Source organism: Haloarcula sp. CGMCC 1.2071 (genome assembly GCF_037078445.1).
Classification (GTDB): Archaea; Halobacteriota; Halobacteria; order Halobacteriales; family Haloarculaceae; genus Haloarcula; species Haloarcula amylolytica.
The window spans coordinates 68809-94082 of record NZ_JAYMGY010000001.1 but is presented as its reverse complement, the minus strand read 5'-3'; the positions used below and the strand labels follow the sequence as shown (position 1 = coordinate 94082).

Annotated in this window: 28 protein-coding genes; 16 read left to right on the top strand and 12 right to left on the bottom strand. The window is 65.9% G+C overall.

Annotation, left to right across the window (positions count from 1 at the left end; all coding sequences use genetic code 11):
- Genes VI234_RS00520 through VI234_RS00505 form a run of 4 tightly spaced genes read left to right on the top strand, consistent with a single transcriptional unit; the run spans position 1 to position 4098 of the window.
- Positions 1–1038 carry an ABC transporter permease gene (locus VI234_RS00520; protein WP_336328958.1) on the top strand — a complete coding sequence of 346 codons (1038 nt, stop codon included), beginning with the start codon at positions 1–3 and terminating at the stop codon, positions 1036–1038.
- Positions 1038–2216, top strand: coding sequence for an ABC transporter ATP-binding protein (locus VI234_RS00515; protein WP_336328957.1), 1179 nt, complete (start codon positions 1038–1040; stop codon positions 2214–2216). The genes VI234_RS00520 and VI234_RS00515 overlap by 1 nt, the downstream gene beginning before the upstream one ends.
- On the top strand, positions 2209–3525 hold the full coding sequence (locus VI234_RS00510) for an ABC transporter ATP-binding protein (protein WP_151103767.1): 1317 nt from the start codon (positions 2209–2211) through the stop codon (positions 3523–3525). The genes VI234_RS00515 and VI234_RS00510 overlap by 8 nt, the downstream gene beginning before the upstream one ends.
- Positions 3526–3567: 42 nt before the next feature.
- Entirely contained in the window at positions 3568–4098 is a 531-nt protein-coding gene (locus VI234_RS00505) for a hypothetical protein (protein WP_336328956.1), read from the top strand.
- A 33-nt stretch (positions 4099–4131) separates the two neighbouring features.
- Here VI234_RS00505 and VI234_RS00500 read toward each other — a convergent pair whose 3' ends face one another.
- Entirely contained in the window at positions 4132–5175 is a 1044-nt protein-coding gene (locus VI234_RS00500) for a DUF4350 domain-containing protein (protein WP_151103769.1), read from the bottom strand.
- A complete protein-coding gene (locus VI234_RS00495) occupies positions 5168–6127 on the bottom strand; it encodes a S49 family peptidase (RefSeq protein WP_336328955.1) in 960 nt (319 codons plus the stop codon). The genes VI234_RS00500 and VI234_RS00495 overlap by 8 nt, the downstream gene beginning before the upstream one ends.
- A 127-nt stretch (positions 6128–6254) precedes the next feature.
- On the opposite strand from VI234_RS00495, the gene VI234_RS00490 reads away from it, so the two are divergent.
- The 4 genes from VI234_RS00490 (at position 6255) to VI234_RS00475 (ending at position 9435) form a co-directional block, all read left to right on the top strand.
- Positions 6255–7139 carry an aldo/keto reductase gene (locus tag VI234_RS00490; protein WP_336328954.1) on the top strand — a complete coding sequence of 295 codons (885 nt, stop codon included), beginning with the start codon at positions 6255–6257 and terminating at the stop codon, positions 7137–7139.
- Entirely contained in the window at positions 7136–7867 is a 732-nt protein-coding gene (locus VI234_RS00485; protein WP_336329289.1) for a class I SAM-dependent methyltransferase, read from the top strand. Before VI234_RS00490 ends, VI234_RS00485 begins: the two co-directional genes overlap by 4 nt.
- Before the next feature lie 368 nt (positions 7868–8235).
- Entirely contained in the window at positions 8236–8562 is a 327-nt protein-coding gene (locus VI234_RS00480) for a cupin domain-containing protein (RefSeq protein ID WP_008308055.1), read from the top strand.
- A gap of 78 nt (positions 8563–8640) precedes the next feature.
- Positions 8641–9435, top strand: a complete 795-nt coding sequence (locus VI234_RS00475) for an HpcH/HpaI aldolase family protein (protein ID WP_336328953.1) — start codon at positions 8641–8643, stop codon at positions 9433–9435.
- Between the two features lie 25 nt (positions 9436–9460).
- Here the strand turns inward: VI234_RS00475 and VI234_RS00470 are convergent, their stop codons facing one another.
- The gene (locus VI234_RS00470; protein WP_008308052.1) at positions 9461–10480 is read right to left on the bottom strand and encodes a transcription initiation factor IIB; all 1020 of its coding nucleotides are present in this window, start codon (positions 10478–10480) and stop codon (positions 9461–9463) included.
- Positions 10481–10698: 218 nt separating this feature from the next.
- Positions 10699–11484: a helix-turn-helix domain-containing protein gene (locus VI234_RS00465; protein WP_008308050.1), complete on the bottom strand. Its 786-nt coding sequence runs from the start codon at positions 11482–11484 to the stop codon at positions 10699–10701.
- Between the two features lie 95 nt (positions 11485–11579).
- Between VI234_RS00465 and VI234_RS00460 the strand changes: the two genes are divergently transcribed.
- Positions 11580–11981: a hypothetical protein gene (locus VI234_RS00460; RefSeq protein ID WP_008308049.1), complete on the top strand. Its 402-nt coding sequence runs from the start codon at positions 11580–11582 to the stop codon at positions 11979–11981.
- 64 nt (positions 11982–12045) lie between these two features.
- Here VI234_RS00460 and VI234_RS00455 read toward each other — a convergent pair whose 3' ends face one another.
- Entirely contained in the window at positions 12046–13008 is a 963-nt protein-coding gene (locus VI234_RS00455; protein WP_008308046.1) for a C-terminal binding protein, read from the bottom strand.
- Between the two features lie 164 nt (positions 13009–13172).
- Between VI234_RS00455 and VI234_RS00450 the strand changes: the two genes are divergently transcribed.
- The gene (locus VI234_RS00450) at positions 13173–13445 is read left to right on the top strand and encodes a ubiquitin-like small modifier protein 1 (RefSeq protein WP_008308044.1); all 273 of its coding nucleotides are present in this window, start codon (positions 13173–13175) and stop codon (positions 13443–13445) included.
- A gap of 30 nt (positions 13446–13475) precedes the next feature.
- Here the strand turns inward: VI234_RS00450 and VI234_RS00445 are convergent, their stop codons facing one another.
- Positions 13476–13877 carry a MoaD/ThiS family protein gene (locus VI234_RS00445; RefSeq protein ID WP_008308042.1) on the bottom strand — a complete coding sequence of 134 codons (402 nt, stop codon included), beginning with the start codon at positions 13875–13877 and terminating at the stop codon, positions 13476–13478.
- 91 nt (positions 13878–13968) lie between these two features.
- Here VI234_RS00445 and VI234_RS00440 point away from each other — a divergent pair, with 91 nt between their 5' ends.
- From VI234_RS00440 to VI234_RS00430, 3 genes are all read left to right on the top strand, one after another.
- Positions 13969–14337 (top strand): hypothetical protein, encoded by a 369-nt coding sequence (locus VI234_RS00440; RefSeq protein ID WP_008308040.1) that lies wholly within the window; start codon positions 13969–13971, stop codon positions 14335–14337.
- 107 nt (positions 14338–14444) lie between these two features.
- Positions 14445–14699, top strand: coding sequence for a hypothetical protein (locus tag VI234_RS00435; protein ID WP_004958362.1), 255 nt, complete (start codon positions 14445–14447; stop codon positions 14697–14699).
- 10 nt (positions 14700–14709) lie between these two features.
- Positions 14710–15078 (top strand): hypothetical protein, encoded by a 369-nt coding sequence (locus tag VI234_RS00430; protein ID WP_336328952.1) that lies wholly within the window; start codon positions 14710–14712, stop codon positions 15076–15078.
- Here VI234_RS00430 and VI234_RS00425 read toward each other — a convergent pair.
- Positions 15062–15427, bottom strand: a complete 366-nt coding sequence (locus tag VI234_RS00425; protein WP_336328951.1) for a hypothetical protein — start codon at positions 15425–15427, stop codon at positions 15062–15064. The two genes, VI234_RS00430 and VI234_RS00425, sit on opposite strands and share 17 nt — an antisense overlap.
- Positions 15428–15463: 36 nt before the next feature.
- Positions 15464–17410, bottom strand: a complete 1947-nt coding sequence (locus VI234_RS00420) for an aldehyde ferredoxin oxidoreductase family protein (protein WP_008308035.1) — start codon at positions 17408–17410, stop codon at positions 15464–15466.
- 258 nt (positions 17411–17668) lie between these two features.
- Between VI234_RS00420 and VI234_RS00415 the strand changes: the two genes are divergently transcribed.
- Positions 17669–18259 (top strand): 50S ribosomal protein L15e, encoded by a 591-nt coding sequence (locus tag VI234_RS00415; RefSeq protein ID WP_008308034.1) that lies wholly within the window; start codon positions 17669–17671, stop codon positions 18257–18259.
- A gap of 307 nt (positions 18260–18566) precedes the next feature.
- On the opposite strand, the gene VI234_RS00410 is transcribed toward VI234_RS00415, so the two are convergent.
- The 4 genes from VI234_RS00410 to VI234_RS00395 all read right to left on the bottom strand — a co-directional run bounded on the left by VI234_RS00410 (position 18567) and on the right by VI234_RS00395 (position 23171).
- Positions 18567–19592, bottom strand: a complete 1026-nt coding sequence (locus VI234_RS00410; protein ID WP_336328950.1) for a Brp/Blh family beta-carotene 15,15'-dioxygenase — start codon at positions 19590–19592, stop codon at positions 18567–18569.
- Positions 19589–20314: a lycopene cyclase domain-containing protein gene (locus VI234_RS00405; protein ID WP_008308032.1), complete on the bottom strand. Its 726-nt coding sequence runs from the start codon at positions 20312–20314 to the stop codon at positions 19589–19591. The genes VI234_RS00410 and VI234_RS00405 overlap by 4 nt, the downstream gene beginning before the upstream one ends.
- 48 nt (positions 20315–20362) lie before the next feature.
- Positions 20363–21334, bottom strand: coding sequence for a phytoene/squalene synthase family protein (locus VI234_RS00400; RefSeq protein WP_008308030.1), 972 nt, complete (start codon positions 21332–21334; stop codon positions 20363–20365).
- A gap of 256 nt (positions 21335–21590) precedes the next feature.
- Positions 21591–23171, bottom strand: a complete 1581-nt coding sequence (locus VI234_RS00395; RefSeq protein ID WP_151145322.1) for a bacterio-opsin activator domain-containing protein — start codon at positions 23169–23171, stop codon at positions 21591–21593.
- Between the two features lie 128 nt (positions 23172–23299).
- Here VI234_RS00395 and VI234_RS00390 point away from each other — a divergent pair, with 128 nt between their 5' ends.
- Both VI234_RS00390 and VI234_RS00385 read left to right on the top strand, forming a co-directional pair.
- The gene (locus VI234_RS00390; RefSeq protein WP_151145319.1) at positions 23300–23584 is read left to right on the top strand and encodes a DUF7562 family protein; all 285 of its coding nucleotides are present in this window, start codon (positions 23300–23302) and stop codon (positions 23582–23584) included.
- Between the two features lie 66 nt (positions 23585–23650).
- On the top strand, positions 23651–25024 hold the full coding sequence (locus VI234_RS00385) for an RNB domain-containing ribonuclease (protein ID WP_008308023.1): 1374 nt from the start codon (positions 23651–23653) through the stop codon (positions 25022–25024).
- Positions 25025–25274 lie beyond the last annotated feature (250 nt).

Sequence of the window (25274 nt, the reverse complement as noted above, 5' to 3'; positions counted from 1 at the left end):
ATGAGTACTGAACGAGGACGCATACGCATAACGGGGTTCGACGCCGACCGCGTCGAGTCCCGCGAACCGCTATCCGACTGGACAGAGGAACGAGACACCGAAACCGAGAGTCGCTGGGAGCGCGCCTGGGGCGAGTTCCGTGACAACCGGAGCGCGATGCTCGGGCTCTATATTGTTGCCCTGATGGGAATCCTGGCTGTATTCGCACGCCCAGTGACAATCGCGGGCGTGACGGTCCAGCCCTTCTCGCTGGCCCCCTACGACCCGAGCGCGATTCTGTACGTGCAGGGTCTCGACGTGAGCGCGTACGAGGCCCCGTCGCTGGCCCATCCGTTCGGCACCGACGGCTCCGCCCGGGACGTGTTCTCCCGCGTGCTGTACGGCGGCCGGTTCAGCCTCTCGATTGGCTTCATCGTGGTCTCGATTACCGCCGTCATCGGGCTGGTGTACGGTGCCATTGCGGGCTACTACGGCGGCCGGATCGACGAAGTGATGATGCGGCTGCTCGACCTTATCTTCGCGTTCCCCGGCCTCCTGCTGGCGTTGATTATCGTCGCCGTGCTCGGCAAGGGGTACTGGGAGCTGGTGCTCGCGTTCACCGCGTTCGGCTGGGCCGGCTACGCCCGACTGATACGCGGTGAGATACTGAAGGTCAAGGAAAACGAGTACGTCATGGCCGCGAAGGCGCTGGGCGCGCGTGACCGTCGCGTCATCTTCAGACACGTCGTCCCCAACGCTATCGCACCGCTGGTCGTCCAGGCCTCCCTCTCCATCGGGACGGTCGTCATCGGCGTGGCGGCGCTTGGCTTCCTTGGCCTCGGGCTCCCGCCCGGGTCCGCCGAGTGGGGGACGATGCTGGACGCGACGCGCGAGACCATCGTCCAGGGTCCCGGCGGGACGATTCCCTGGTGGGTCACCGTATTCCCCGGCGGCGCGATCTTCCTGTTCGTAATGTCGATGAACCTCATCGGTGACGGCATCAACGACGCGCTCAACGCGCAGGAAGGCACTGACGTAGCCACTGGAGGCGAGGTCTGATGTCACTGCTGGAAGTCGAAGACCTCACGGTGAACTTCTACACTGAGGAGGGCGTCGTCACCGCCGTCGACGACCTCTCCTTTCACATCGACCGCGGCGAGAAGTTCGGCGTCGTCGGCGAGAGCGGCGCGGGCAAAAGCGTCACCGCGCTGTCGGTGATGCGCCTCATCGAGGAACCGGGCCGCATCGAGAGCGGGACCATCCGCTTCGACGGCCAGGACCTGATGGAACTGTCCGATTCAGCGGTGCGGGACGTGCGGGGCAACGACATCGCGATGATATTCCAGGACGCCCAGACCGCACTGAACCCAGTGTACACCGTCGGCGAGCAGATCTCCGAGGCCATCCGTCACCACCTCGACTACGGCGACGCGGCCGCCCGGGACCGCACGATTCGGCTGCTCGATGACGTTGGTATCCCGGAACCGGAGGCCCGCTACGACGACTACCCCCACGAGTTCTCCGGCGGGATGCAACAGCGGGCCATCATTGCGATGGCGCTGTCCTGTGACCCGGAACTGCTCATCGCCGACGAGCCGACGACGGCGCTGGACGTGACTATCGAGGCGAAGATCCTGGACCGCCTCGACCGCCTCGCCGACGAGTACGACACGGCCATTCAGCTCATCACCCACGACCTCGGCGTCATCGCGGAGATGTGCGACCGGGTGCTGGTGATGTACGCCGGCCGCGCCGTCGAGAACGCCCCTGTCGAGGAGCTGTACTACGACCCGAAACACCCCTACACCGTCGGGCTGATGAGCGCCATCCCACGCATCGGCGACCGGCAGGACCGGCTCCAGACGATTCCCGGGACGATGCCGGACCTTGTTGAGGTCCCCTCTGGCTGTAGCTTCCACCCGCGCTGTCCCTTCGCCGAGGAGGCCTGTACGCGCAAACAGCCGCCGCTCGTCGACCCCGAAACCGGCGACGGTGTCGGTCCGTCCGACCGCTCGGCGGCCTGCCTGGCCTACACTGGGGACCTCGATAGCGAACTGGACTACGAAGTCGAAGTGAAAGGGGGTCGGGGGAGTCCGCCCGACGATACCCAGCCCGACCCCCGCGGCGGGCGCACGGACACGGAACCACCCCAGGCCGACTCCGACCCGGTCGGTCTCGACACCGACCTGTTAGACCGCGATGGCCCAGACGACTCGGGAGGGCAACAGGATGGCTAAGACGGCCGATAGCCCGATCCTGGAGGTCGAGAACCTCACGAAGTACTACGAGTCTGGCGGGACCATCGTTGACACCCTGCTGGGCCGGAGTCAGGAGGTGAAAGCCCTGGACGGCGTCGACCTTGAACTCTACCCCGGTGAGACGCTGGGTATCGTCGGCGAGTCCGGCTGTGGCAAGACGACGCTCGCCCAGACGCTGCTGCGGCTCATCGAGCCCACGGCCGGCTCGGTCCGCTACAAGGGCGAGGACTTGACGGGAGCCTCGGACGACCGCCTGCGGGCGCTCCGGAAGGACATCCAGTACATCTTCCAGGACCCCTTCGCCAGCCTCAATCCGCGGCTGACGGTCGGCGACATCGTCGGCGAGCCGCTGGACATCCACGGGATCGCGGACGGTGAGGAGCGAACCGAGCGTGTCAAAGAGTTGCTTGAGACCGTCGGGCTGAGCCCGCGTCACACACACCGCTACCCCCACGAGTTCTCCGGTGGCCAGCGCCAGCGTATCGGCATCGCCCGCGCGCTCGCCGTCGACCCCGAGGTCATCGTCTGTGACGAACCCGTCTCGGCGCTGGACGTGAGCGTGCAGGCCCAGATTCTGAACCTGCTTGCGGACCTGCAGTCGGAGTTCGGCCTCTCCTACGTCGTCATCGCCCACGACCTCTCTGTCGTCGAGCATATCTCCGACCGCGTGGGCGTCCTGTATCTCGGGGAGTTCGCCGAAGTCGGCCCAACCGAGGACGTGTTCCAGCCGCCGTATCACCCCTACGCCGAGGCGCTGCTGTCGGCCATTCCGGAGCCGGACCCCGGCTGGGAAGGGGACCGTATTTTCCTCTCCGGCGACGTTCCGTCGCCGCTGAACCCCCCGTCGGGCTGTCGGTTCCACACCCGCTGTCCGAAGGTCATCCAGCCCGAAGGCACCGACATGGCCCAGTCCGAGTGGCGGTCACTGATGGACCTGAAACAGCGGCTCCGCAAAGCCGACTCGCTCGAGGCCGTCACCGCCGTACAAGAGGGCGTCGAAGACGAAGACCTGAGTCAGCTCTCGCGGTCCGCACTCGAGACCCGGGTCCGCGCCGAGTTCGGCCTCCCGGACACGGTCGGCGACCGGGAGGCCGAGGACGTGCTCGCGGCGGTGCTCGACCACCTTCACGACGAGGCCTTCGAGGACGCGCTGGCGGCGATGAACGACGCCTTCAGCTCCCCCTGTGAGCGGACTGACCCCACGCTGTTCGGTGTCGGTGACGACCACCGCATCGCCTGCCTGTTGCACGACGACGAGCGGCCGGACACGCCGACGCGGACGGGGTAGCCCCGAGCAACGCTTTTGCGCACGCCAGCCCACAATCCGACAATGCGTCGCATCTACGACTCGGGGGCGCTCCACCGCGACGACGACGAGCCACAGACACCCACTGAGCGCGGGGCACGGCCACAGGCCGCACGCAGTATCGACGGCGGGGCCTGGAGCGACCGTCTGGTGCCGACGTGGCTCCGCTATCGCGCCGTCTCGGTCGACATCGAGGTACCACAGACGGAGTATCCGGCGGGAACCGAGGTGCCGTTCGTCGTGACGATGCAGAACGCGCTTCCGGTGCCGATAACGCTCCCGACGGACTCGCCGCGGCCGTGGACGTGGTACGTCGACGGGGTGCCCGAGGCGTCCCACGTCGACAGCGTGCCCAGCGGGAACGGCAGTCTCCGGTTCGACCGCGGCGAGCGGAAGCAGTTCAGACGTCGGTGGGACCGGATGTTCCGGGTCAGCGACGACGAGTGGGAGCCTGCATCGGCCGGGGAGTACACTATCGGCGCCGGGCTGAGCGTGGCCGACGCTGGCGAGCGTGGCCTGTACAGCAAGACGACAGTCAGCATTCGCGATCAGTAACGACGCGAGCAATCGCGCACCGGACGACGCGGATCAGGATTCGGCAGGGATCGGCGCAGGTGTGGGAGTCGGCTCTGCCGGTGTTTCAGTCGGGGTTACAGCTTCCTCGTCTGTCCCGAAGCCGCCACCGAAGGCACCCCCGGCATTCGGGTCGGGTGCTTCACCGTCGAGCAGGAACGAAAGCAGGTTCCCGATGAACACCTCGTTGTCGGCGTCGTATATCTCGGAACTCCGGATGAACGTCGAGTCGGTGACAAACACCATGTTGTCGTTGCGGACGACTGTCGCGTACGTGCCGGTGCGGCGCGTCTCCAGCGTTCGGGTGCCCTCGGCAGCGGTGAACTTCGTCTCGGCATCGCCGTTCACCACCGCGTAGCCGGCGGTGTCGAACGTGATCGTCTCGACACCGTCGGTCAGTTCGCCGTCGTCGCTCGGCGACGCGTAGATGGCCTTGAAGTTGTTGTCGTTGGCCTCGTCGTCGACGTTGTACAGCTGTTCGGCACCCATCCGGACGCCGTATCGCTCGGTGGCGTTGTTGGCCCCGAACGACACCGTCGTCGTCGACTGGGTGAACCCGGTCGACAGGCGCGTCTGTGTCGGTTCGGCCAGGACGACGACACGCCCGCCGTCGTCCGTGTACTCCTGTAGCGCTTCGCGTTCCGCTTGCGAGTAGCTCCCGAGCGGTTGGACGATGAGCACACCGTCGTACTGGCCCAGTGAATCGGCGAACGAGGCGGTGCCGGACGTGCCGTACTCGATGCTGTGGCCCGCCTCGAACACCGCCTCGGTAATCGGTTCGAGTTCCGATTCGGACACCTGATTGCCGTGGCTCGTGTCGACGAGTATTCGCTTGTCACTCGCCTCGGAGTCGACCGATATTTCCCCGTCTTCGGGGTCGACAGGCGCGTTGACAGCCTCGGGCTGGTACTGCGACGGCGACTGGCCGTCGATCGACTGCCCGTCCGGCGGACCGGACGACCCCGGGTTAGCGACTGCGAGGAGGAACGTCCCGCCCAGTATCGCCACGAGAACGACGATAAACACGGCGAGCGGCTTGACGATACGGCCCTCAGTCATTGCGGATCACCGTTGCGTTGTTGTCCTCGGCGGGGATTCCCCAGACGGCGTAGTACTTCACCGGCTCCCGGAACGTCGTCTCGCTGTCGTCGGGATGGACGAGATAGGTCACGTTGTTCGCGCCCTGTACGGTTTCAGCGCCGGCAGGGACGATGATGGCGTTGAATTGGGCACCGCCGCTTCCCAGATACGCCACGTCGTACCCGTCGCCCTCGATGTCGTTCGAGAGCGCGGCGGCCCGCTCGATGGCCAGTTCGGAGTCACCGATGCGGTCGGCGAAGCCGTTCTCGGTCGCCTGTGCGCCGAGGTACGTGCCCCCGTTGGCGACTTCCTCGCGGGAGACCGCCAGTTGCTCGCCGCGGTGGCGCATGACCGTCCCGACGAAGGACCGCTGGAGCACCTCGATGTCCTCGCGGAGACCGTCCTTGCTTATCTGGGCCTTGTCCGGACCCGAGCGGACGAACGTCTCGCCCTGCTGTTCGGTCTGCTCGATGAGGCTCAGCGGGGCCTGGACGATGACGCCGATACTGCCGACGTTCGAACTCGGCTTGACCACGATCTCGTCGGCCGGAGCGATGCCGTAGTAGCCGCCCGAGGCGGCCGTGCCCTCGACGTAGGCGACGACGGGCATCTCGCTGGCGGTCCGGTTCACGGCGAGGTAGAACTCCTCGCTCGAGTCGACCGGCCCGCCGGGGCTGTCGACCCGGAGGACGACTGCCTCGATTGATCCGTTGTTCCGTGCTTCGCGGAGGTCCTGCGTGACGGCGTTGACGTTAGCGTCGGTTGTGCCGCCGCGAAGGGTGACGACGGCGACGCTCGGGTCGTCGTCGCCACCGCTTGGCACGCCGTTCCAGATGACCGGCGCGAATATCGCGGCGACGACGAGGGCGAGCGTGACTGCGATCACGTACGACGCCGTCATCGCCGAGAACAGTTGTTCTCTCCCAAACATCTATACATCCCGTTCGGACTGCGGGAGTAATAAACCCCGGTCGGCGTCCCCTGTCGCGGTCTGCCGCACTGGACAGGCTGAGAGAGCAGCAACCAACGGTTATTGGGCTCCGGGTCGTGCAACCGGTATGGAAACCCGAGCACTGGGCGACACTGGGCAGGAGAGCACGGTGCTGACGTTCGGCTCGATAGCACTCAACTGGCTCGAACAGGCGGGGGCGAACCAGCTGGTCGAACTTGTACTCGACCACGGCGTCAACCACTTCGACGTGGCACCGACCTACGGCGACGCGGAGCTGAAACTGGGGCCGAAGCTCCGTCAGTACCGCGAGGAGGTCTTCCTGGGCTGCAAGACCCAGGAGCGCGAGTACGAGGGGGCAGCCCGGAAGATCGACCGCTCGCTGAACCGCCTCGGCATCGACACCATCGACCTCTACCAGATTCACGGCCTGGAGTACGAGGAGGAACTGGACACGATCACCGCCGACGGCGGCGCGCTGGACGCGATACGCGAGGCGAAAGACGACGGGAAAATCGACCACATCGGGCTGACGAGCCACGGTAATCCCGAACTCATCCTCGACGCCATCGACCGCATCGACGACCTGGAGACGGTGATGTTCCCACTGAACCCCGTCGTCGCCGGCAAGGACGGCGACGAGTACGACTACGAGGCCGTGCTGGACCGCTGTGAAGCGGAGGGCATCGGCACGCTGGGCATCAAGGCCTTCGCGAAGGGGTCGTGGCCGCCGACCGACGAACTGGCCGAGGCCGACCGCCCGTACGCGAACTGGTACGAGCCGGTCGACACGCCGGAAGTCATCCGTGAACGGTTCGACTTCGCCGCCGCCCAGGGCCTCGATACCGTCGTCAGCCCCGGCGACCCGAAGCTCGTGGCGATGGTGCTCGACGCCGCCAGCCGCTCGGAGGGGATGGACGAGGCCCGCCAGCGCGCGCTCATCGAGGAGGCGCGCCACGACGACAGCCCGGTGCCCGAGCAACTGCACCACTGAGCGTGGACGGCGTTCCGGAGACGGTGACGGCCGCCCTCGCCGACCGGCAGGTCGAAGGCCAGGTCTGTCTTGAGGCGGGGGCCGGCGTCGGGAACACGACGGCCGGACTGCTGGCCGCGGGCGCGAAGCGGGTGTACGCGGTGACGAACGACGCCGACCACGCCGCGACGGTCCGCGAGCGCGTCGGCGACGGGAACGCCGACCGCCTCGTGGTCATCGAGGCCGACCTCCGGGCGACGCCGCTTGGGACCGGCAGCGTCGACCTCGTCACCGCCCACGGGCTCTGTAACGTCCTGCCGCCTGCCGACCTGGACGCCGTCGCGGCCGAACTGGCACGGGTGGCGAAACCCGGTGGGCGTCTCGTCGTCGACGACTACGCGGTGCCACCCACCGACGGGGCTGTCAACCGGCTGTTCGCGCTTGAGAACGCCGCCGCGCGGGTGGTCGACGGCCGGCCGGCGCTGACGTTCTACCCCGTCGCCGTGCTGGCTGCGGTGTTTGCCGATCACGGCTGGACTGTCGAACGCCGAAAGACGCTGCTCGACCCCGTTCCCTGGACCGAGGCGCATCTGGACGCCCACGCCGACGTGGTGCGTGGATACGCAGACGAGCTTCCGGACGTGATTGGGGAACCGCTGGCCGCGATAGCTGCTGACCTCGTGTCTGCTATCGGCTCCGAGCGAACCGGGACGATGTACAGTCTCGCCTTCCGGCTAGTAGATGTGTGAGACGTTTGGAGACACTGCAGCGCGAGTGCGTAGTCTAACAGCCAGAAAGCCCCGGCTGGCTGAACTCGGGGGACTCGCTGCGGTCCTCGCTCGCTCCGCTCACTGTGGTCCTTACGTCGTCCGCCGTCGTTCAGCCAGCCGCCCCTTTCAGTCCCACCTCGTAGCTGTTTGGCCAGCCGGCAGGGATGGGACTGAAAGGGGCCGCGTTCTCAGCGAACCCCGACGACGCAAGCACCTACTGGAGCGCAGCGAGTCGCGGGAGCTGAGAACGCGGGGGCTTTCTGGTTGTTCAATCACGCAACCACACAAACAGATGCAACTTTTCCTAGCAACCGAACGGCTAAGGACGCCCCGACCCACGGGCAAATATGACGCTCGACCGCTTGTCCGAGTTCGACGCCGAACCGGAAGAGGGCGAAGTCATCGACGGGGAACTGGCAGTGACCGACGACGTGCTGGTGAAGGCGTTCGCGCTGGGGCCGGACGCGACAATCGACCCGCACGAACACGATGACGCGACGAACGTGTTCCACGTCGTCCGCGGCGAGGTGACGGTCCAGCAGGAGGAGAGAGAGGAAGCCATCGCCGCGCCGGGGGTCGTGCTGAACGAGCGGGGGCAGGCCCACGGCGCGCACAATCACACCGATGGCGTCGTCGTGCTGACCGCGAGCCTCTGTCCGCTGCCGGGACAGTAAGGGGTCGCTGTCGGGATACCAGAACTGACCGGCCGTTTCCGCACCACGCTTATCGGTGTTGCAGTTCACTGACAAGACATGGCCGAATCACTGCCGACGAACGGACTCCGCAAGACAGTCGATAGCGGCGGCGTCGCGCTGGGCGTCCTCGATAACACATACAGCCCGACACTGGTAGAGTTCTACGGCGACCTCGGGGTCGATTTCATCTGGCTCGACTTCGAGCACGGCGGGCCGGACCCGTGGGACGCGGCGACAGTCGAGAACCTCCTGCGGGCGGCCGACGGCACCGGGACGGAGCTACTGGTCCGCCTGCCGGATACATCCCCGACGCTGGTGCGGAAGGCGCTGGACCTGGGGGTCAAGAACGTCTTCCTGCCGCGGGTCGAAACCGCCGACGAAGTCAGGGAAGCCGTCAAGTCAGGGCGGTTCCGGTACGACGGCGACCCGGGCGACCGGGGACTGGCAGCGCCCCGAGCGCGCCGCTGGGGCCTGGGCGAGAACTACATCGAGGCCTCGGACGAGGAGACGCTGGTCGGGACCACAATCGAGACGAAGGAGGCCGTCGACAATATTGACGCGATTCTGGACGTACCTGAACTCGGTTTCGTGTTCATCGGGCCGTTCGACCTGTCGGTGTCGCTCGGTTATCCCGGCGAAATCGAGCATCCGGAGGTGCAGGAGGCGGTGGAGACGGTCCGCTCGGCGGCAGTGGAAGCGGACGTCACCGTCGGCGGTCTCGGGTTCGGGATGGACGACGTGAACGAGAAGGCCGAGTCGGGGTACCAGATACTGCACGTCGGGAGCACGACCGGCGCGATAGAGAGCGTCATCCGCGGATGGCTGGACGATTTCGAGGGACAGCGGGGCTAAGAGAAGATTGGGGTTCCGTGACGGCTTAGGCGCTTGCGCCGGACTCGGCACCGCTCGTCGCGTCGACGGCGCTGTCGTCGAGTTCCGCCTCGGCTTCCAGCAGTTCGCGGTAGCGCTCGCGGATGGTCACGGTGCTGATGTCGGTGGCCTCGCTGACGGTTTCCTGGGTCATCTCCTCGCCCAGTAGCAGGCCGGCGGCGTAGATGGCCGCGGCGGCGAGGCCGACGGGGCTCTTGCCGCTGTGGACGTTCGCTTCCTTCCCCGCCTCGATGAGGGCGCGGGCCTGGCGTTCGAGGGCGTCGTCGGCGTCGAGTTCAGAGATGAACTTGCTGAGGTAGGTCGCGGGGTCCGGCGGGCCGACCTGCAAGGAGAGTTCCCGGTTGAGATAGCGGTACGCACGGGTGAACTCCATCTCATCGACGCGGCTGACGACGGCCATATCGTCGAGCGTCTGCGGGAGGTTCGACTGTCTGATTGCGGCGTACAGCGCGGCAGTCGCCATCCCTTCGATGGAGCGGCCGGGAAGCATCCCCTCATCGAGGGCGCGGCGGTAGATGACGCTGGCCGTCTCGCGGGCGCTCTCGGGGACGCCGAGGGCGCTCCCCATCCGGTCGATCTCGCCCAGCGCCTGCTTGAGGTTTCGCTCGGCGTGGTCGCGGGTTCGGAACCGCTCGTCCCAGGTCCGCAGGCGCTGCATCTTCTCGCGCTGGCGCGTCGACAGGGAGTTGCCGTAGGCGTCCTTGTTCTGCCAGCCGATGTTGGTCGAGAGGCCCTTGTCGTGTTTCATCTCCGTCGTCGGGGCACCGACGCGGCGCTTGTTGTCGCGCTCCTGGCTGTCGAAGGCGCGCCACTCCGGCCCGTGGTCGATCTCGTCCTCGTCGACGACGAGGCCACAGGATTCACAGACCGTTTCGCCGCGGCTGTCGTCGGTGACGAGGCTCCCGCCACAGTCCGGGCAGGCGTGGCCGGTGCTCGCCTCGGACTCGGCCTGTTCGTCCACACTGTCACCGCGTTCGTCGGGGGAATAGATGCTGCGTGTCGTCATAGTGTGCCTCTGCGAGCGCGTGGGACGCCCGCGGTCGTACCCAATTATAGGGGTGCATCCCCCATGACGACTCGTTTGGCACACGCCGAACTTTGGACAGTCGGTGAGTATGTGTGAGATGTTCTACTGCAGTCCGGGACTCTGTTCCCGCTCTGAACCGCTGTGGACGGGGTGATACGCCCCGGTCCGATTCAGGAGCCAGAATGTGACGGCGACGACTACACGCCGGAGCGACCGATGCGGAGCCGTCCGCCCTCGGCGACGTCTTCGTCGGCCTGAACCGGCCCCATCGACCGCGTGACGAACGACCGGACGATCCACGCTTCGGCCCGCTGGAGGCGGTACTGGAGCGTCGACCGCGACACGTCGAGCGTCTCGGCGAGGTCGGTGAGCGAAGTGTCCCGCGGCGTCCGGTAGTAGCCGTGTTCGACGGCAGCCTCGACGGCGGCCTGTTGCTCCGGCGGGAGCTCCGCCAGTGTCACGGCCTCGTCGACCCAGTACGAGGGCGAGCTAAGCTGCCGGAACTCGACGGTGAGCCCTTCGCGGAGTTCGGATTCCATCTCCTCGAACAGCCCGTCGACGCCGGCGTCGCTGCACAGGAGCAGCCGCCACTCACACCGGCTCCCACGGCGTTCGGTCTCGACGAGGACGCCGCGGCCGACGTGGTCGATGGCCAGCCGCGGAATCGAGTGACAGTCACCCGCTTCGGACCGGTAGCTGTACACCGTCCGGGCCCCGGGGTCCGAGCCGATGACCTCGTACGTCCAGTCGGTCTTGCAGTTGCGGGTCCCGATGCACTCGGTACACTGGACCGGGTCGTCGTACACGTCGTCAAGCTGTTCGAGGGCGGTCTCCGGGCCGGCGACCCGTTCGAGCCGCCACATCCCGTCTCGCGTGACGTTGCACGCGATAGTCCGGGAGTGGGTCTCCGGGTAGTCGATGAACACGTCCATCACGGGGTCGACGTTCCGCTCGTAGTCGATAGTGAAGATGAACTCTCGCATATACGTCCCGTTGCGCGTCGAGCGGCTTATACGCACTGTCTCATTCGGCGTATGCCAAACAAGCCGTGATTAACACGCAAGGCCACCGATAGAGTATGTCGTGTCCTCTCTCCTCATCTACTGGCGAGTCGCCCGGTGGCCCGGTCACCGGCGGCACGCCGGACGACTCTTCGTCACGCATTCGCGGATACGAACTGCCGGCACACAACTGGCGACACACCGTCCTCTACGGGGTGGTGTCTTGGGCGGTCGTGGCCGCTGCGTGGCTCGCCGTCCCGGCCGGCCACCCCTTCCAGTTGGGCGTCACGCTTTCGGGACTGTTTGCGGCCCCGCTATTGCCGGTCGCGCTCTGCTGTGATTACCGGCAGGCCAGGCGCGTCGGGACGTGTGACCCCGGGCTTCGCGCGTATCTCTCGAACCTCGTCCGAGATATCAAGACAGCAGTCACGGGTCAGAGCGCCCTCGGCGACCAGCGTCGGGAGTTCATCCGCTGCTGAGCGCGGTCACGCCACTCGCCGACAACCGTTTCGACGGTGTTAGCGGTCAACCCTGGCCGTATATTTACAGCCAGTCCGTCTCGGGGTCGATCCGGTTCGGTGGCGTCTCACCGGCCAGCGCGGCCTCGACGTTCGCAGCGACGGCGGCGTTGAGGTCGTCGCGAGCTTCCTCGGAGTACCACGCCGCGTGTGGCGTGACGATACAGTTGTCGAGGCCGACCAGCGGATGGGCAGCCGTCGGCGGCTCTTCGCCCAGTACGTCGAGGCCGGCGGCCGCAATCGTCCCATCGTCCAACGCCGCCCGAAGCGCTCTCTCGTCGACGAGGCCGCCGCGGCCGGTGTTGACGAGGACGGCGTGGTCGCGCATCGCCGCGAGCGCGTCAGCGTCTATCATCTCCGCCGTGCTCTCGGTCAACGGCGCGTGGAGGGAGACGTAGTCGGCCCGCTCGTATAGCGTCCCCAGCGTGACTTTCTCGACATCGGCTTCGGCCATCTCCTCGGCGTCGACGTACGGGTCGTACGCGATGACGTCGATGTCGAACCCTCGCAGTTGGTCGCGCACTCGCCGCGCGATGGGGCCGAAGGAGACGAGGCCGAGCGTCCGGTCGCGGACGCGATGGACCGGGCGGGTCCGCTCCCAGCCCCACCCGCCGTCGCGAACATCGCGGTCGTAGGCCGTGAGCGTCCGAACGCAGTCGAGCAGGAGCGTCACCGTGTGGGTCGCGACCTCGTCCGTGCAGTACTCAGGGACGTTCGTGACGGTCACGCCGTTGTCCGCCGCCGCGGACACGTCGATGTTGTCGATACCGACACCCGCTCGCGCGACGATCTGAAGGTCGTCCAGCGCGTCGAGCACCGCGGCGGTGACCGGCGTGTTCACGTCCACGACGAGCGCCGCTGCACCGGCGGCAGCGTCCCGGACCGCGTCCTCGTCATCTGTCTCCGCGACGACGACATCGGCGTCGAGTTCCGCCCGCAGTCGGTCGACAGCTATCATCGGGTCATCGCTTGCGACCACACGTTCCATACGCGGAGTCATGGGCTGGGACGCTAAAACGGGTCGAAGTCGTTCCCATCGGATAGGAATTCGAGGTCCATGATCGATTGAATACAACGAATAAATCAGTTGCTCGTTCGATTCACGCGGTCCGAGCGCTGTGATTTAAGCCACTCGACCGCCAACCCAGCGGTATGCAAATCGAGCTGCGGTTTTTCGCCAACTTCCGGGAAGCCGTGGGGCAGAAAACGGTTCAGCGTGAGTACGAGAGCGGCCTCCAGGCGGGTGACGTGCTCCGGCAGCTCTCCGAGGAGTACACCGAGATGGACCTGTTCGAGGACGGCGAACTACGGGAGTACCTGACGATTCTCCGGAACGGAACGGATATTGCCCATCTCGACGGGCTGGAGACCGCGCTGGAGGACGGGGACGAGCTCAGCGTGTTCCCGCCAGTCGCCGGGGGGTAGCTCGGTCCGGCGGAGCAGGCGGGACTCGAATCAGCAGCAGAAGATGAACGGGAACATCAGCCCGACGCGGTCACCGGCTTCCAGTTCCGTATCCAGTCCGTCGAGGTGTTCGTTGAACTCGCCGTTGACCGTCACTCGCGCGTAGCATCTGGTCTGCTCGCCTTCGGGGTTTTTCGCCCAGTCGCCCGGCAGGTCCGCCATCTCCGGGGCCCAGCCCTCGGTGGTGGCGTCAGCTTCGGTTTCCGCGATGAGCATGTCGCTCACGTCGTACTCCCGGAAGAACGCGTCGAGGAAGTCACGCAGCGTGTCCCCTTCGAACGTGTACGACAGCGACGGTTCGCCGACGACCCGGCGAACGTGGCCGGTACACCTGACCTCGACAGTGGTCAGGTCCGGTGCCGACGACTGTCGCTCTACTGTCTCACTGCTCATATGTATTCTACAGCCCGCCGACACAAAGCAGTAGATGCGAACATGTTCGCCTATCGCTGGGATTTATTGGCCGCGAACTCTGTGTGGCGATATGGACGACATCGAACTGGGGATTCCGTCCGGGATTGTCGACTCGCTGCCGCCGGACAGCGAGGACACGAAACGCGACATGGAGCAGGCCGTCGGTGGCTGGGAGCGGGAACTCAACGCGGCCCTCGATTCCGAGGAGCCGGCCAGCGCCGTCGTCGACCACATCGAGCAGTTCGAGAGTCGGTGGGAGGCCTACGACGAGTACGTCGTCGAACTCCGGGCCTGGGGCCAGTCCCCCATCTACGCGATGGCCTGGCGCGACCTCCACGCCGCCGTCATCGCTCAGATTTACGACCACGCCGACCTAGACGAGCGCATCAACCGCGAGCGAAACGCCCGCATCGTCGACGACGGCATCCGGCCAGGATAGAGGGTATCCGTCCGGGAGAGGTGGAGCCATCCGGGATAGCGCTGTTGTGGCAAACGAGCGCCGGACCGCCGATAGGTTTAGACGACCGCACCCGTAACGACCACGTAATGGAGCGTGAACGGAGTTTTCGCGGCATCTCGGTGCGAGCCGCTATCGGCTATCTGGAGAACCTCGGCGGCGAGCAACGCGGCGAGGCGACCGTCGAAGGCGACGGCTGGGCGGCGACACTGTCGGAGGAGAAAGTCGCTATCGGGCCGAGCCTCCAGCTCAACGAGGTGACGATCCAGTTCGACGGCGACCCGGAGACGCTAGAGCCGCTCATCGAGAAGTTCGCACAGAAAGCGATGCGGGCGGGCGGCTGACCGGGGCGCGATGGCCGACCCGACGTACCCCATCGAGGGGCAAATCGTCTTGCTGGCCGGCACGCAGGCCAGCGTCCCGCTCGACCGACTCCCCGACCTGCTCGGACAGGTACAGACCTACCTCCGGGCGAATCGGGCGACATACGACAGGGAGTACGAACGCATCAGCGGCCCCAGAGAGGCCGATTACGTCTGTGCCGAGTCGGGCCGCTGGGACAGTATCGGCACAGAACTCGGACTGAGCGACCGCGAGCAGGACGCGGTTCGGCGGGCCCACGTCGCCCAGTTCGAGCGCGACGGCCGGCGGCTGGACAGAGGTGAGGAGTTCGAGACGACGCTTGAGATCAGGGACGTGCTGGCGGTCAGTTCCGAACCGTAATCGTCTCCAGCACGCGCTGAGAGAAGTCCGTCTCCGAGAGGTCGCCGTTTTCGAGGTCGTCGATCCATTCGCTGTCGACCGACCACTCGCCGAGTTCAGTGTCGTCGAGGTCCGTCACGGTCGCCTCGATGTCGACCCCGGACCAGTCATCGGCGTGCAGATCCCGGAAGACGTTGATGACGCGGCCGATTTCCCGGTGGGGGATGACAGCCGCCTCGTCGGCCGAAATCGATTCGTAGGTGAGCCGGTACGTCTCGCCCTCGTCGTCGAACTCGGTGACGTAGACGCCGTGGCTGGTCAGTCGGGACTCTACCTGGAATTCGAAGTCGTCGATATCTTCCTTGCGCATTAGAGAACTGAAGTGTGTTCGGCGGTCAGTGCGAATTCAGTCGTCGCTCGGGGCCGCCGCGCCGCCGGAGCTGACGCCGGTTCCGGGGCCGATGTCGATGCCAAGTTCGTCGAGTTTCTCGTCGGGCACGACGCCGTCCTCCCAGTCACGCACCTCGTAGTACTCGTCTTTCATCTTCGAGAGCTCCGCGAGTTCCCCCTCGGAGCCGCCCTGTGCCGGCATCGCGTGCTCGTCGCCCTCGACGAACCGGTTGGGCAGGTCGTCGTCGGCTCCGTCGAAGCCGGCGAGGTTGTTGTAGTACCGTTCGAGGTTGTAGATGCGCTCGCCGGCTTCCATCAGTTCCTCCTCGCTCACGTCCAGCCCGGTCATGCCGTTGTACTGCAGGACGTACTCCTCGATACCTTCCGCGAAGGCGTTGAACTTGCAGATGTCGAAGGAGTCACTGATGGCGTGGAGGTCCTGGAAGGTAGCACACAGTTCGCCTTTGCCCTCCCACTCGCGCGGGTTGACCTTCTCCGGGATGCCCAGGATTTCGGCTGCCGGCGTGTAGCCGCGCAGGTGACACGCCCCGCGGTTCGAGGTCGCGTACCCGATTGCCATTCCCTTCATGCACCGCGGGTCGTAGGCGGCCATGGTCTGGCCCTTGACAGCGAGAGAGTTGGTGTGGGCGTCGAACTCCTCGGCGAGGTGGTCCGGCCCCTCGGCGAGGTGGTCCGCGAGTTCCGTCTCGCGGTTGGCGATCATCTCGATCATGTCGATCATCGTGTCGGCGTCGCCCCAGTCCAGGCCGTCGCCGAGCTCGTCGAGCTTGCCCTCCTCGGTCATCTCCATCGCCATCGCCATGGTGTTGCCAACGTCGATGGTGTCGACGCCGACGTCGTTACACCGTTCGAGCATCACGGCGATCTTGTCGCGCTCGACGTGGCCGGAGTTCGGACCGAGCGCCCACGCGGACTCGTACTCGTAGGACTCCGTGCGGACGTTCATCTCCTCGCCCTTGTGCATCGCCTGCACCTCGACTTCCTTCTTGCAGGCGACCGGACAGGAGTGACAGGTCGGCTCGTCGACCAGGATGTTCTCCCGGACGTTTTCGCCGCTCACCTTCTCGGAGTCGATGATGCGTTCGCCGTCGCCCTCCGACTCGGACATCGATCGCGTCGAGGAGTACTTCGCGTTTTTCGTCGGGAGGCCGTCCATCTCCTCGGTGAGGTTCATCAGGACGTTCGTGCCGTACATCGAGAGGCCGCCCTCGTTGGGCGCGGTCACGTCGGACTCCTGAATGACCTGCATCGCCTGCTTGTGACCCTCCTGGAACGTCTCCTGGTCCTTCGGCTTGGGCATCCGGGTGCTGGACTTGACGACGACAGCCTTGAGGTTCTTGTTGCCCATCACGCAGCCGGTGCCGCCGCGGCCCGACGCGCGGTCGTCCTCGTTGATGATACAGGCGTACTTGACCTCGTTTTCACCGCCCTGTCCGATGGCCATCACCGAGAGGTTCTTGCCCAGCGAGCCGCCCTCGATTTCGCCTTCGAGGTCGTCGATGGTGTCGTGGACGCCCTGCCCCCAGAGGTGCGAGGCGTCGCGCAGTTCCACTTCGCCGTCTTCGACGAGCGCATACACCGGCTCGTCGGCCTGGCCCTCGAACAGCAGTCCGTCGAAGCCCGACCATTTCAGCCGCGCTCCGGACCAGCCGCCGTGGTGGGAGTCAGTGACCGTCCCCGTCAGCGGCGACTTCGTACAGATGGCGATCCGGCCGCTCATCGTCACCTGTGTCCCCGTCAGCGGCCCGTTCATGAACGCCAGCAGGTTATCCGGACCCAGCGGGTCCACGTCCGGTCCCTGATCGAAGACGTACTTCACGCCGAGCCCGCGTGCACCGATGTACTTTTTCGCGTCTTCCTCGTCGATACCTTCGTAGGCTACGTCCCCGTCCCCGAGGTCGATTCGCGCCACATGGTCCTGAAAGCCACCAAGGTCTGTCATGGTAATACATGACTCTCCGGCTGGGAACAACTTAACGATTTGTGTTGCTAAACCACAGATATCCGACGTTTTCAGCGGTCGCGTCCCTGCGTGAGCGGGTCACATCCGCGAGTCTGGTCCGAACCGTTTAAGACTCCGAACGGCAAACTCCGGGTAACTCGCTGGACGACGGGCACCAGCGGGCACCTGCGTGTGCAGGTCGGGATGTGAGTCGCGTCGAGCGCGACTTGAACCACGCAACGCCCGTGGTGAATACATATGGCACGAAGCGCATATTCGTACATTCGAGACGCATGGAAGAACCCGGGCGACGGACAGCTCGCAGAACTACAGTGGCAGCGCCAGCAGGAGTGGCGCGACGAAGGGGCCGTCGAGCGCATCGAGCGCCCGACCCGCCTCGACAAGGCCCGCTCGCAGGGCTACAAGGCGAAACAGGGCGTCGTCGTCGCCCGCGTCTCCGTCCGCAAGGGCGGCGCACGCAAGCGCCGACACAAGGCCGGCCGTCGGTCCAAGCGCCAGGGCGTCACGCGCATCACCCGCCGGAAGGACATCCAGCGCGTCGCCGAGGAACGCGCCTCCCGCACCTTCCCGAACCTGCGCGTGCTCAACAGCTACTCCGTCGGCCAGGACGGCCGCCAGAAGTGGCACGAAGTCATCCTCATCGACCCGAACCACCCGGCCATCCAGAACGACGACGACCTGTCGTGGATCTGCGCCGACGACCAGGCCGACCGCGTCTTCCGCGGTCTGACCGGTGCCGGCCGCCGCAACCGCGGCCTCAGCGGCAAGGGCAAGGGGAGCGAGAAGACCCGCCCGTCGCTGCGCAGCAACCGCGGCAAGGGCAAGTAACCCACCTTTTTCCGCCTCGGGTGCGCGAAGCGCACCACTCGGCGCAAAAACGTGGTCCTCGTGAGCGAAGCGAGCGAGGTGGTTCGAGACGGCATTGCCGTCTCGTCATGCCGGAAATCTTCGATTTCCGAGCAGCTCGAAAGACGAGCGAGCAACGCGAGTCTTTCGGTGGCGAAAAAGGCCGAACGCTCGCTCCACTCGCGTTCGGTGAACCGCGCTTGCTTCGCTCGCGCGGATGCCCCTCCGTGATTTTCGACTTCAATTCTTCCAGACATCCGGCCCTAGCGCCATCTATAGAGGTAGCCGACTACACCCAGACGCCCTGTTGGCGGTCCATGATACTGACAACGACGACGTGTGGCAGCGTGACGACGGCGATGAACACCAGATACAGCGCGACCCATTCCGGAACCGACCCGGGCGGGTTCGGGACCAGGAAGTACAGCCCGCCGAGCAGGGCGAGCGAGGCGACGGTCAGGGGTGCGGCGTCGCGGGCGAACCGCGCCAGGGCGGCCGTCGGATCGCGGTTTTCGAGCGCGGCGGTAGCGTCGTCGTCGACCAGCAGCAGGCGGGCGACGTGGCGCAGCGAGTGCCAGAGACAGAAGTAGACGCCGATGGCAAGCACCGGCGGTACGAGGGCGAAGTAGGCAAGGAGTCCCAGCGTCTCACCGGCGTCGAGCAGCCACGGGCGTCGGGCGTCGGCGCGGGTGAACCCGACCGCCAGCGTTGCCACGACGAGCGCGCCGTAGGCGATTGCGAGCGCGGTTCGAACGTCCGTCCGGAACGCCCAGCCGATAGCGGCCACGGCGTCGGGCGCGAACAGCGATACCAGATCCGTCGCCACGCGGCGGTACCAGTCGGGGAAGGCGAGCAACGGGACCAGCATCGGCAGGCCGCCGCGGACGAGGACGGTCCCGACCCGCTGTGGGAGCGACCGGAGGTGATCGGCGTCGGCCAGCGCGCGCAGCGCGTACAGGTCGCCCTGGCCCCAGTGGAACCACGTCACGGCGATGAAGAGGACAAACGCCGCCGCGGGCGCGAGGAACCAGGCGGCTGCGTAGGCTCCGCCGAAGACGCCGTAGAGAGCAAATATTCGGGCGATAGCGGCCAGGTTCGGGCGCTCGCCGCGAGTGCGTGCGACCGCGAGGTGGTCGACCGCGCCGTGGGGGAGGCCGAGCAGAACGGCACTGACGACCAGCGGGGCGTACTGGAGCGCGGGCGGTATCGAGACCCCGGCGAGGAACGGAGCAACGACGGCGAGGCTGGCAACCCAGCCGGGGACCAGCGCGACCCGGTAGAGAACCGACGGCTCGACGGTGGTGCGGCGGCTCATTCCCATCTGTCTCGAAGCCAGACGTAGAGCACGACCCCCTGCACGACGAACAGCGTCGTCAGGAAGAAGAACACCGCCTCCTCGATGGGCAGGTCGAGCAGGGGAATCGTGTAGCCGGTCGTGTACTGTTTCGAGAGGGTCCAGACGCCGAGTCGGATGGCGACGCTGTCGATACCACAGAGATAGGCCGTCGGGACCAGTGTCGCGCCGCCGACGGTCCGCCACTTGCCGACGAGGAAGTGCCACCCGAACAGCCACTGGATGGCGAGAATCGGCCCGCTCCAGACCAGCAGGGACCCGAGGTACAGTCCCGAGTCGGAGCGCAGGAGCGCGAGGCCGGACAGAACGACGACGAGCGCGGCGGCGAGTCCGACGAGTCGCGTTCGCATCGGCGTGGTCAGTGGGCGCTCCGTGTCCACCCGAAACCGGGCCACCCACAGCCCGACCATCGCGGTCTGCAGGACGAAAAAGAGGTACTCGCCGAGGGGTATCGACCAGAACCGCGCCAGCACGGTGCCGTCGCCGTACCACCAGACGCCGCGCCGGATGAGCGCGCCGTCCCACGGCGTCGTGTAGACGAGGGCCAGTCCTGCGAGGATTGCCGTCCCCGTGAGTACGTCCCGGCGGCTCCCGAGGCGGTAGGTGGCTGTCAGTGCCAATCCAGCCACGACCGGCACCACGAACAGGGCGTGGAACTGGAGATACGTGAGCGTGGGCAACATTAGTTCAGGTACAACAGGGAGTCAGAAACGATACCCGGTGCGTGGCTGTCATCCACGCCACGCGGGTTGCCCGTGGCCGTGGGCGTCCGTCGGCGTCTCGCCGGGGCCGCGCTCGGAGACAGCGCTCACGGTGTAGAACGTCGCTTCGGGGTCGCCGTTGCGCCGCCAGTGCCACCACGTACGGGCGAGCAACCACAGCCGGCGGCGGCGAGTGAGGTCTGGCGTCTCCGTCAGCACGTCGTAGCCACGGTCACGGATGAGTCGGTGGTGGTCAGCGTACAGGACCGCAGCCAGCAGCACGCCGAACTGGCAGTCCTCCGGGAGGTATCGGATACCGGCCACGCCCTCGCGGTACAGTTCGTCGGTCCGAGCCAGTTCCTCCTGCATCACGGCACGGAAGGCGTCGTCGACCTCGGCGTCGGCCAGTTGCTCCTCGGTGACGCCGTGGCGGTCGAGCGTCTCCTGTGGGAGGTACACCCGGCCGTAGTCGTGGATGTCCTCGCGGACGTCCCGCAGGAAGTTCGATAGCTGGAACGCTTCGGCCAGCGCCGTCGCGTGGGGCAGGGCCTCCGCCTTCTGTGGCGGGTCCATCACCTCCGTCATCATGTGGCCGACAGCGACGGCAGAGCCGCCCATGTACTCACGGAGGTCCTCGAACGTCTCGTAGCGGGCCTGTGCGATGTCCATCTCCATCGCGTCGATGAAGACGTTGATCGTCTCCTCGGAGATGTCGTGACGCTCGGCCAGGTCCTGAAACGCCGCCATGACCGCCTCGTGGTCGGTTTCGGCCGGGTCGACGTTCCCGAGCGCGGCCTCGCGGATTACCTCCAGTTGCTCGTGCTGGACGGTCGGGGGCGGCCCGTCCGTCTGGTCGACGACCTCGTCCGCGACCCGGAAGAACGCGTACATGACGTAGGTCGGGTGGCGGATACGCTCCGGAAGCAGACGCGTCGCGAGGTGAAACGTCCGTCCGGTCTCCTGCTGTATCGATTTGCTGGTCTGGATGTTATCGGAGTGCATTGAAAGCTATCGGGCGGTCATTCGGCGGGCGATGCGTCGCGCGCTTGTCGGCAGGCTGTCCGTAATAGTTCGGTCGATCCGTGAGTGTGCCGCTGTCACGGGGGACTGTGTCCCGTCGGTTCGCCGGAGACAAACAGGACACTGGTTCTGTATCACTACATGTATATACGGTTGTTATCGGTATAAGCGGACTACCAAACTGCTTCGGGGATCGTGCCAGGAGTCCGCCGCAGGCGTAGGGATTCGCAAGCACTGGTTACCAGTTTTCGAACACTTCTTCCAGTAGCTTTCGCTCACCCGCACGGAGGTGCTGGTGGAACGTCGACGGACAGATGTCCATCGACTCGGCCAGTTGCTCGCCGGAGACGTCGCGTGGCCAGTCGAAGAAGCCGCCGAGAAACCCCTTCCGGAGCGCCGTTAGCTGGCGGTTGGTCAACCGCTCTTCGACGTTTGCGATGAACGCCTGCCGGGAGACTGGCGGTTCGTCCCGTTCTCGCACGGAGAGCAGTTCCGTCTCCGGATACTGGCTGCGGACCTGCTCGACCACGCTTCGGGTCTCCATCGACGCCGGGAGCGTGACGGTGACTGTCGCCTTCCCTGGTTCGACCAGAATGTCGCCCGTCTGGGCCCCGCGGTCGGCGACGACCGAGACGACCGGCGGGTCCGACACGGTGAATTCGAACAGCGCCGACGAGTCCGCCGTCGAGACGTGTGAGACGCCCGATACCTGCGGGTGGTCGGCGGCGACGGCACAGACAGCCGAGGGGTCGTCCGTCTCGACGAGGAAGAACATCACCGTCTCCTCGCCGTCGGGGACGCTCCCGCCGTACTCCATCGAGCAGCCGAGTTCGCTCGCCACGTCGATGTAGAACACGTCGGGGTCGGTGACCTGCAGTTCGAGTTCGGTGACGTTGTCGGCGGTCAACAGCCGGCTGGTCTCGCGGGCGTCGATGGCCGCCGCAGTCGCCCGGCCGATGGTCCCGAGCACGGCCTGTTCTCGGGGATCAAACACGTCGTCGCTGTCGGCGTAGACGGTGAGGACGCCGTACAGCGACTCGCCGGAGACGAGCGGGACTGCCGCGACCGACGCGACGTCGGAGTCGGCGAGTCGGCTGTGTTGCTCGTCGATGTCACCGGTCACGACCTGCATCTCCTCGGTTCGGGCCGCCTCCGCAACCGGGTCGTCGGCGTTAAGCGGGATGGACAGCGTTGTCGGGTGGTCGGCGGAGAGTGCCGTCGACGACAGCGTCTCGTCGCGTAGATCCAGTTCGGACACCCAGGCGAACTGGTAGGAGTCGACCTCGGCCAGCCGGTCACAGACGGTCTGCTGGATGGCCTCGCGCGAGTCGACGGTCAGTACGTCGCCCATCACCGCTTTCAGCAGCCCGTCGACCCGGTCGACGAGCTGTTTGAGGTTCTGGCGCTCGGCTTTGAGCTCCTCGCTGCGGCGCTCGGCCGCCAGTTCGGCGAGCTTCCGCTGGGTGATGTCGATGTGTGCGACGACCGCGCTCCCGGCCTCGTCGTCGGGGAGCGGTGCGACCCGCATCAGAAACCACTGCTTCTCCTCCGGGGAGTGACACGGGTACTCCATCGTGAACAGGTCCTGCTCACCGTCGATGACCGACTCGATGCCGCCGAGTGCCTGCCCGGCGTACTCGTCGGCGTCGATGTCGGTCGTCGCGAAGTAGTTCGTCCCCTCCATCTCCCCATCCTCGTCGCCCGCGAACTCCCGCCAGGCGCGGTTGGTAAACAGAATCGTCCCCTCGTCGTCGAGGACAGCGATATTGATGGGTAGCGTGTCCAACGTCGAGTGAGCGAGTGTCTCTGGTGGCTTCATTCAGTGTCCCTGGCTCCGAATAGCCGATACCCTGTGTAGTGGCGGCGGGTGAATAAACGTGTGGCCCGGAACGGGGAACTGTTGCCTGTGCGGAAAACTCTAAGCGCTGTCAGTCGCAACTGGTTCGTATGTTCGGGTCCCGGAACTCCCGGGCGGAGTCGGTCACCTGTATCGCGTGTGGGGAGTCCGTCTCGCGGACCGAGGCCCGCGAGTACGACAAACACGGCGACCGGTGGGACCGCCGGAACAAGACGTTCGAACACCTCTGTAAAGCCTGTTTTGCCGACCTGTGCCAGCAGCCGCGGGACGGCCTCGAAACGACGCTCGACGCCGCCGGGGCCGGCGAGGCCGACCAAGAGACCTTCCTGAGACGGTTCCGAGAACTCTCCGAGGGCGACACGCACAGGGAATGAGACGGGGAAGTCACGGCCCAGTCCCACCCCGACAGCCCTAACTACGCCCTGTTCGTACCGGGTGACATGACTACAGAGGACGCGCAAGCGGCCGCCGGGACCGCCGAGGGGCAAGGCCCCGTCGAGATCGACCCGGAGATGGCCCGCCATCTGGAGAACAAGCGCGAGGAACTGTTCGAGAAGTTCGGCATCCCCGACGAATTCCCGCCCGAGGTACTGGAGGAGGCCAAAGAGCGCACGCAGGACGTGCAGGCCGAAATCGAGGACGAGGTCGACGAACGCGAAGACCTCCGTGAGATGACCACCTGGACGACCGACCCTATCGACGCCCAGGACTTCGACGACGCCATCTCCATCGAGGAGCGCGAGGACGAAATCGTCCTCTGGGTCCACATCGCCGACGTGACTCACTACGTCAACCCCGACACGAAGATGTGGGAGCAGGCCGTCGAGCGCGGGAACACCGTCTATCTCCCGGCCTACACCGTCCACATGCTGCCGCCCGTCCTCGCCGAGACGGTCTGCTCGCTGGTCCCCAACGAGGACCGGCTGGCCCACACCGTTGAGATGCACCTCGACAAGGAGAACCTCGGCTACGAGGAGATCAACATCTACAAGTCCGTCATCCGCAGCGACGCCCGGCTAACCTACACCGAGGCCGAGCGCCTGCTGGACGAGCCAGAGACCGCAGAAGACGTGCTGGAAGACCAGAGCGTCGACCTCGCGGAGAAAACCGAGCGCGTCTGGGAACTGGCCGACCGGATGCACGAGCAGCGCAAGGAGGAGGGCTCGCTCGTCCTCAACCCCGCCCGCGACCGCGCCCACACCATCATCGAGGAGTGTATGCTGAAGGCTAACAAGGCCGTCACGCACGAGCTGATGTGGAACCGCGGCGTCGAGGCGATGTACCGCGTCCACCCGCAGCCCAGCCCCGACGAGTGGGACGAGGCGCTGGTCGAGATTCAGGAACTCGACGGCGTCTCTATCCCCGGCGACGCCTGGGACGACCCGCGGAAGGCCGTCAACGCGACACTCGAACAGGCCCCCGGTCGCCAGCTCGACAAGATTCAGTGGGCCGTGATGAAGGTGATGCCCCGCGCGAAGTACATGAACGACCCCTTCGGCGGCCACCACGCCCTGAACTTCGAGATTTACGGCCACTTCACCTCGCCGATCCGCCGCCTGTCTGACCTCATCAACCACTGGATCGTCTACACTAACGACGTGCCCGAGGACCTCATCGCGCTGTGTGACCGCGCCAGCGACCGCCAGAAGGACGCCGAGCAGTGCGAGCGCGAGTACAAGAACTTCCTGCAGGAGGTCGGCTTGGACCCGTCTGCCGTCAACAACCGCGGCATCGAAGTGGTGGAGAATCCTGACGACGATGGCGAGGATGAAGACGCTGAAGCCGATGCCGCCGACGCAGCCGTTGAAGAGTAACGGCTAGCTAAAGTATCGGGTTCTGTTGTGCATGGTTCTGCAGCTACGGCCGTCGGGAGCCAGAAAGCCCCGGCTGGGTGGGACTGAAAGGGGCCGTGCTATCGGCGAACTCCGACGACGCAAGCACGCGAAGCGCGCGCAGCGAGGCGCAGGAGCCGATAGCGCGGGGGCTTTCTGGCTGTTCAAATACCACCACAAAGCCGTAGCAGCACCAAACAACCATCCCAGAGAGTCGCGCATAGCAACAGCA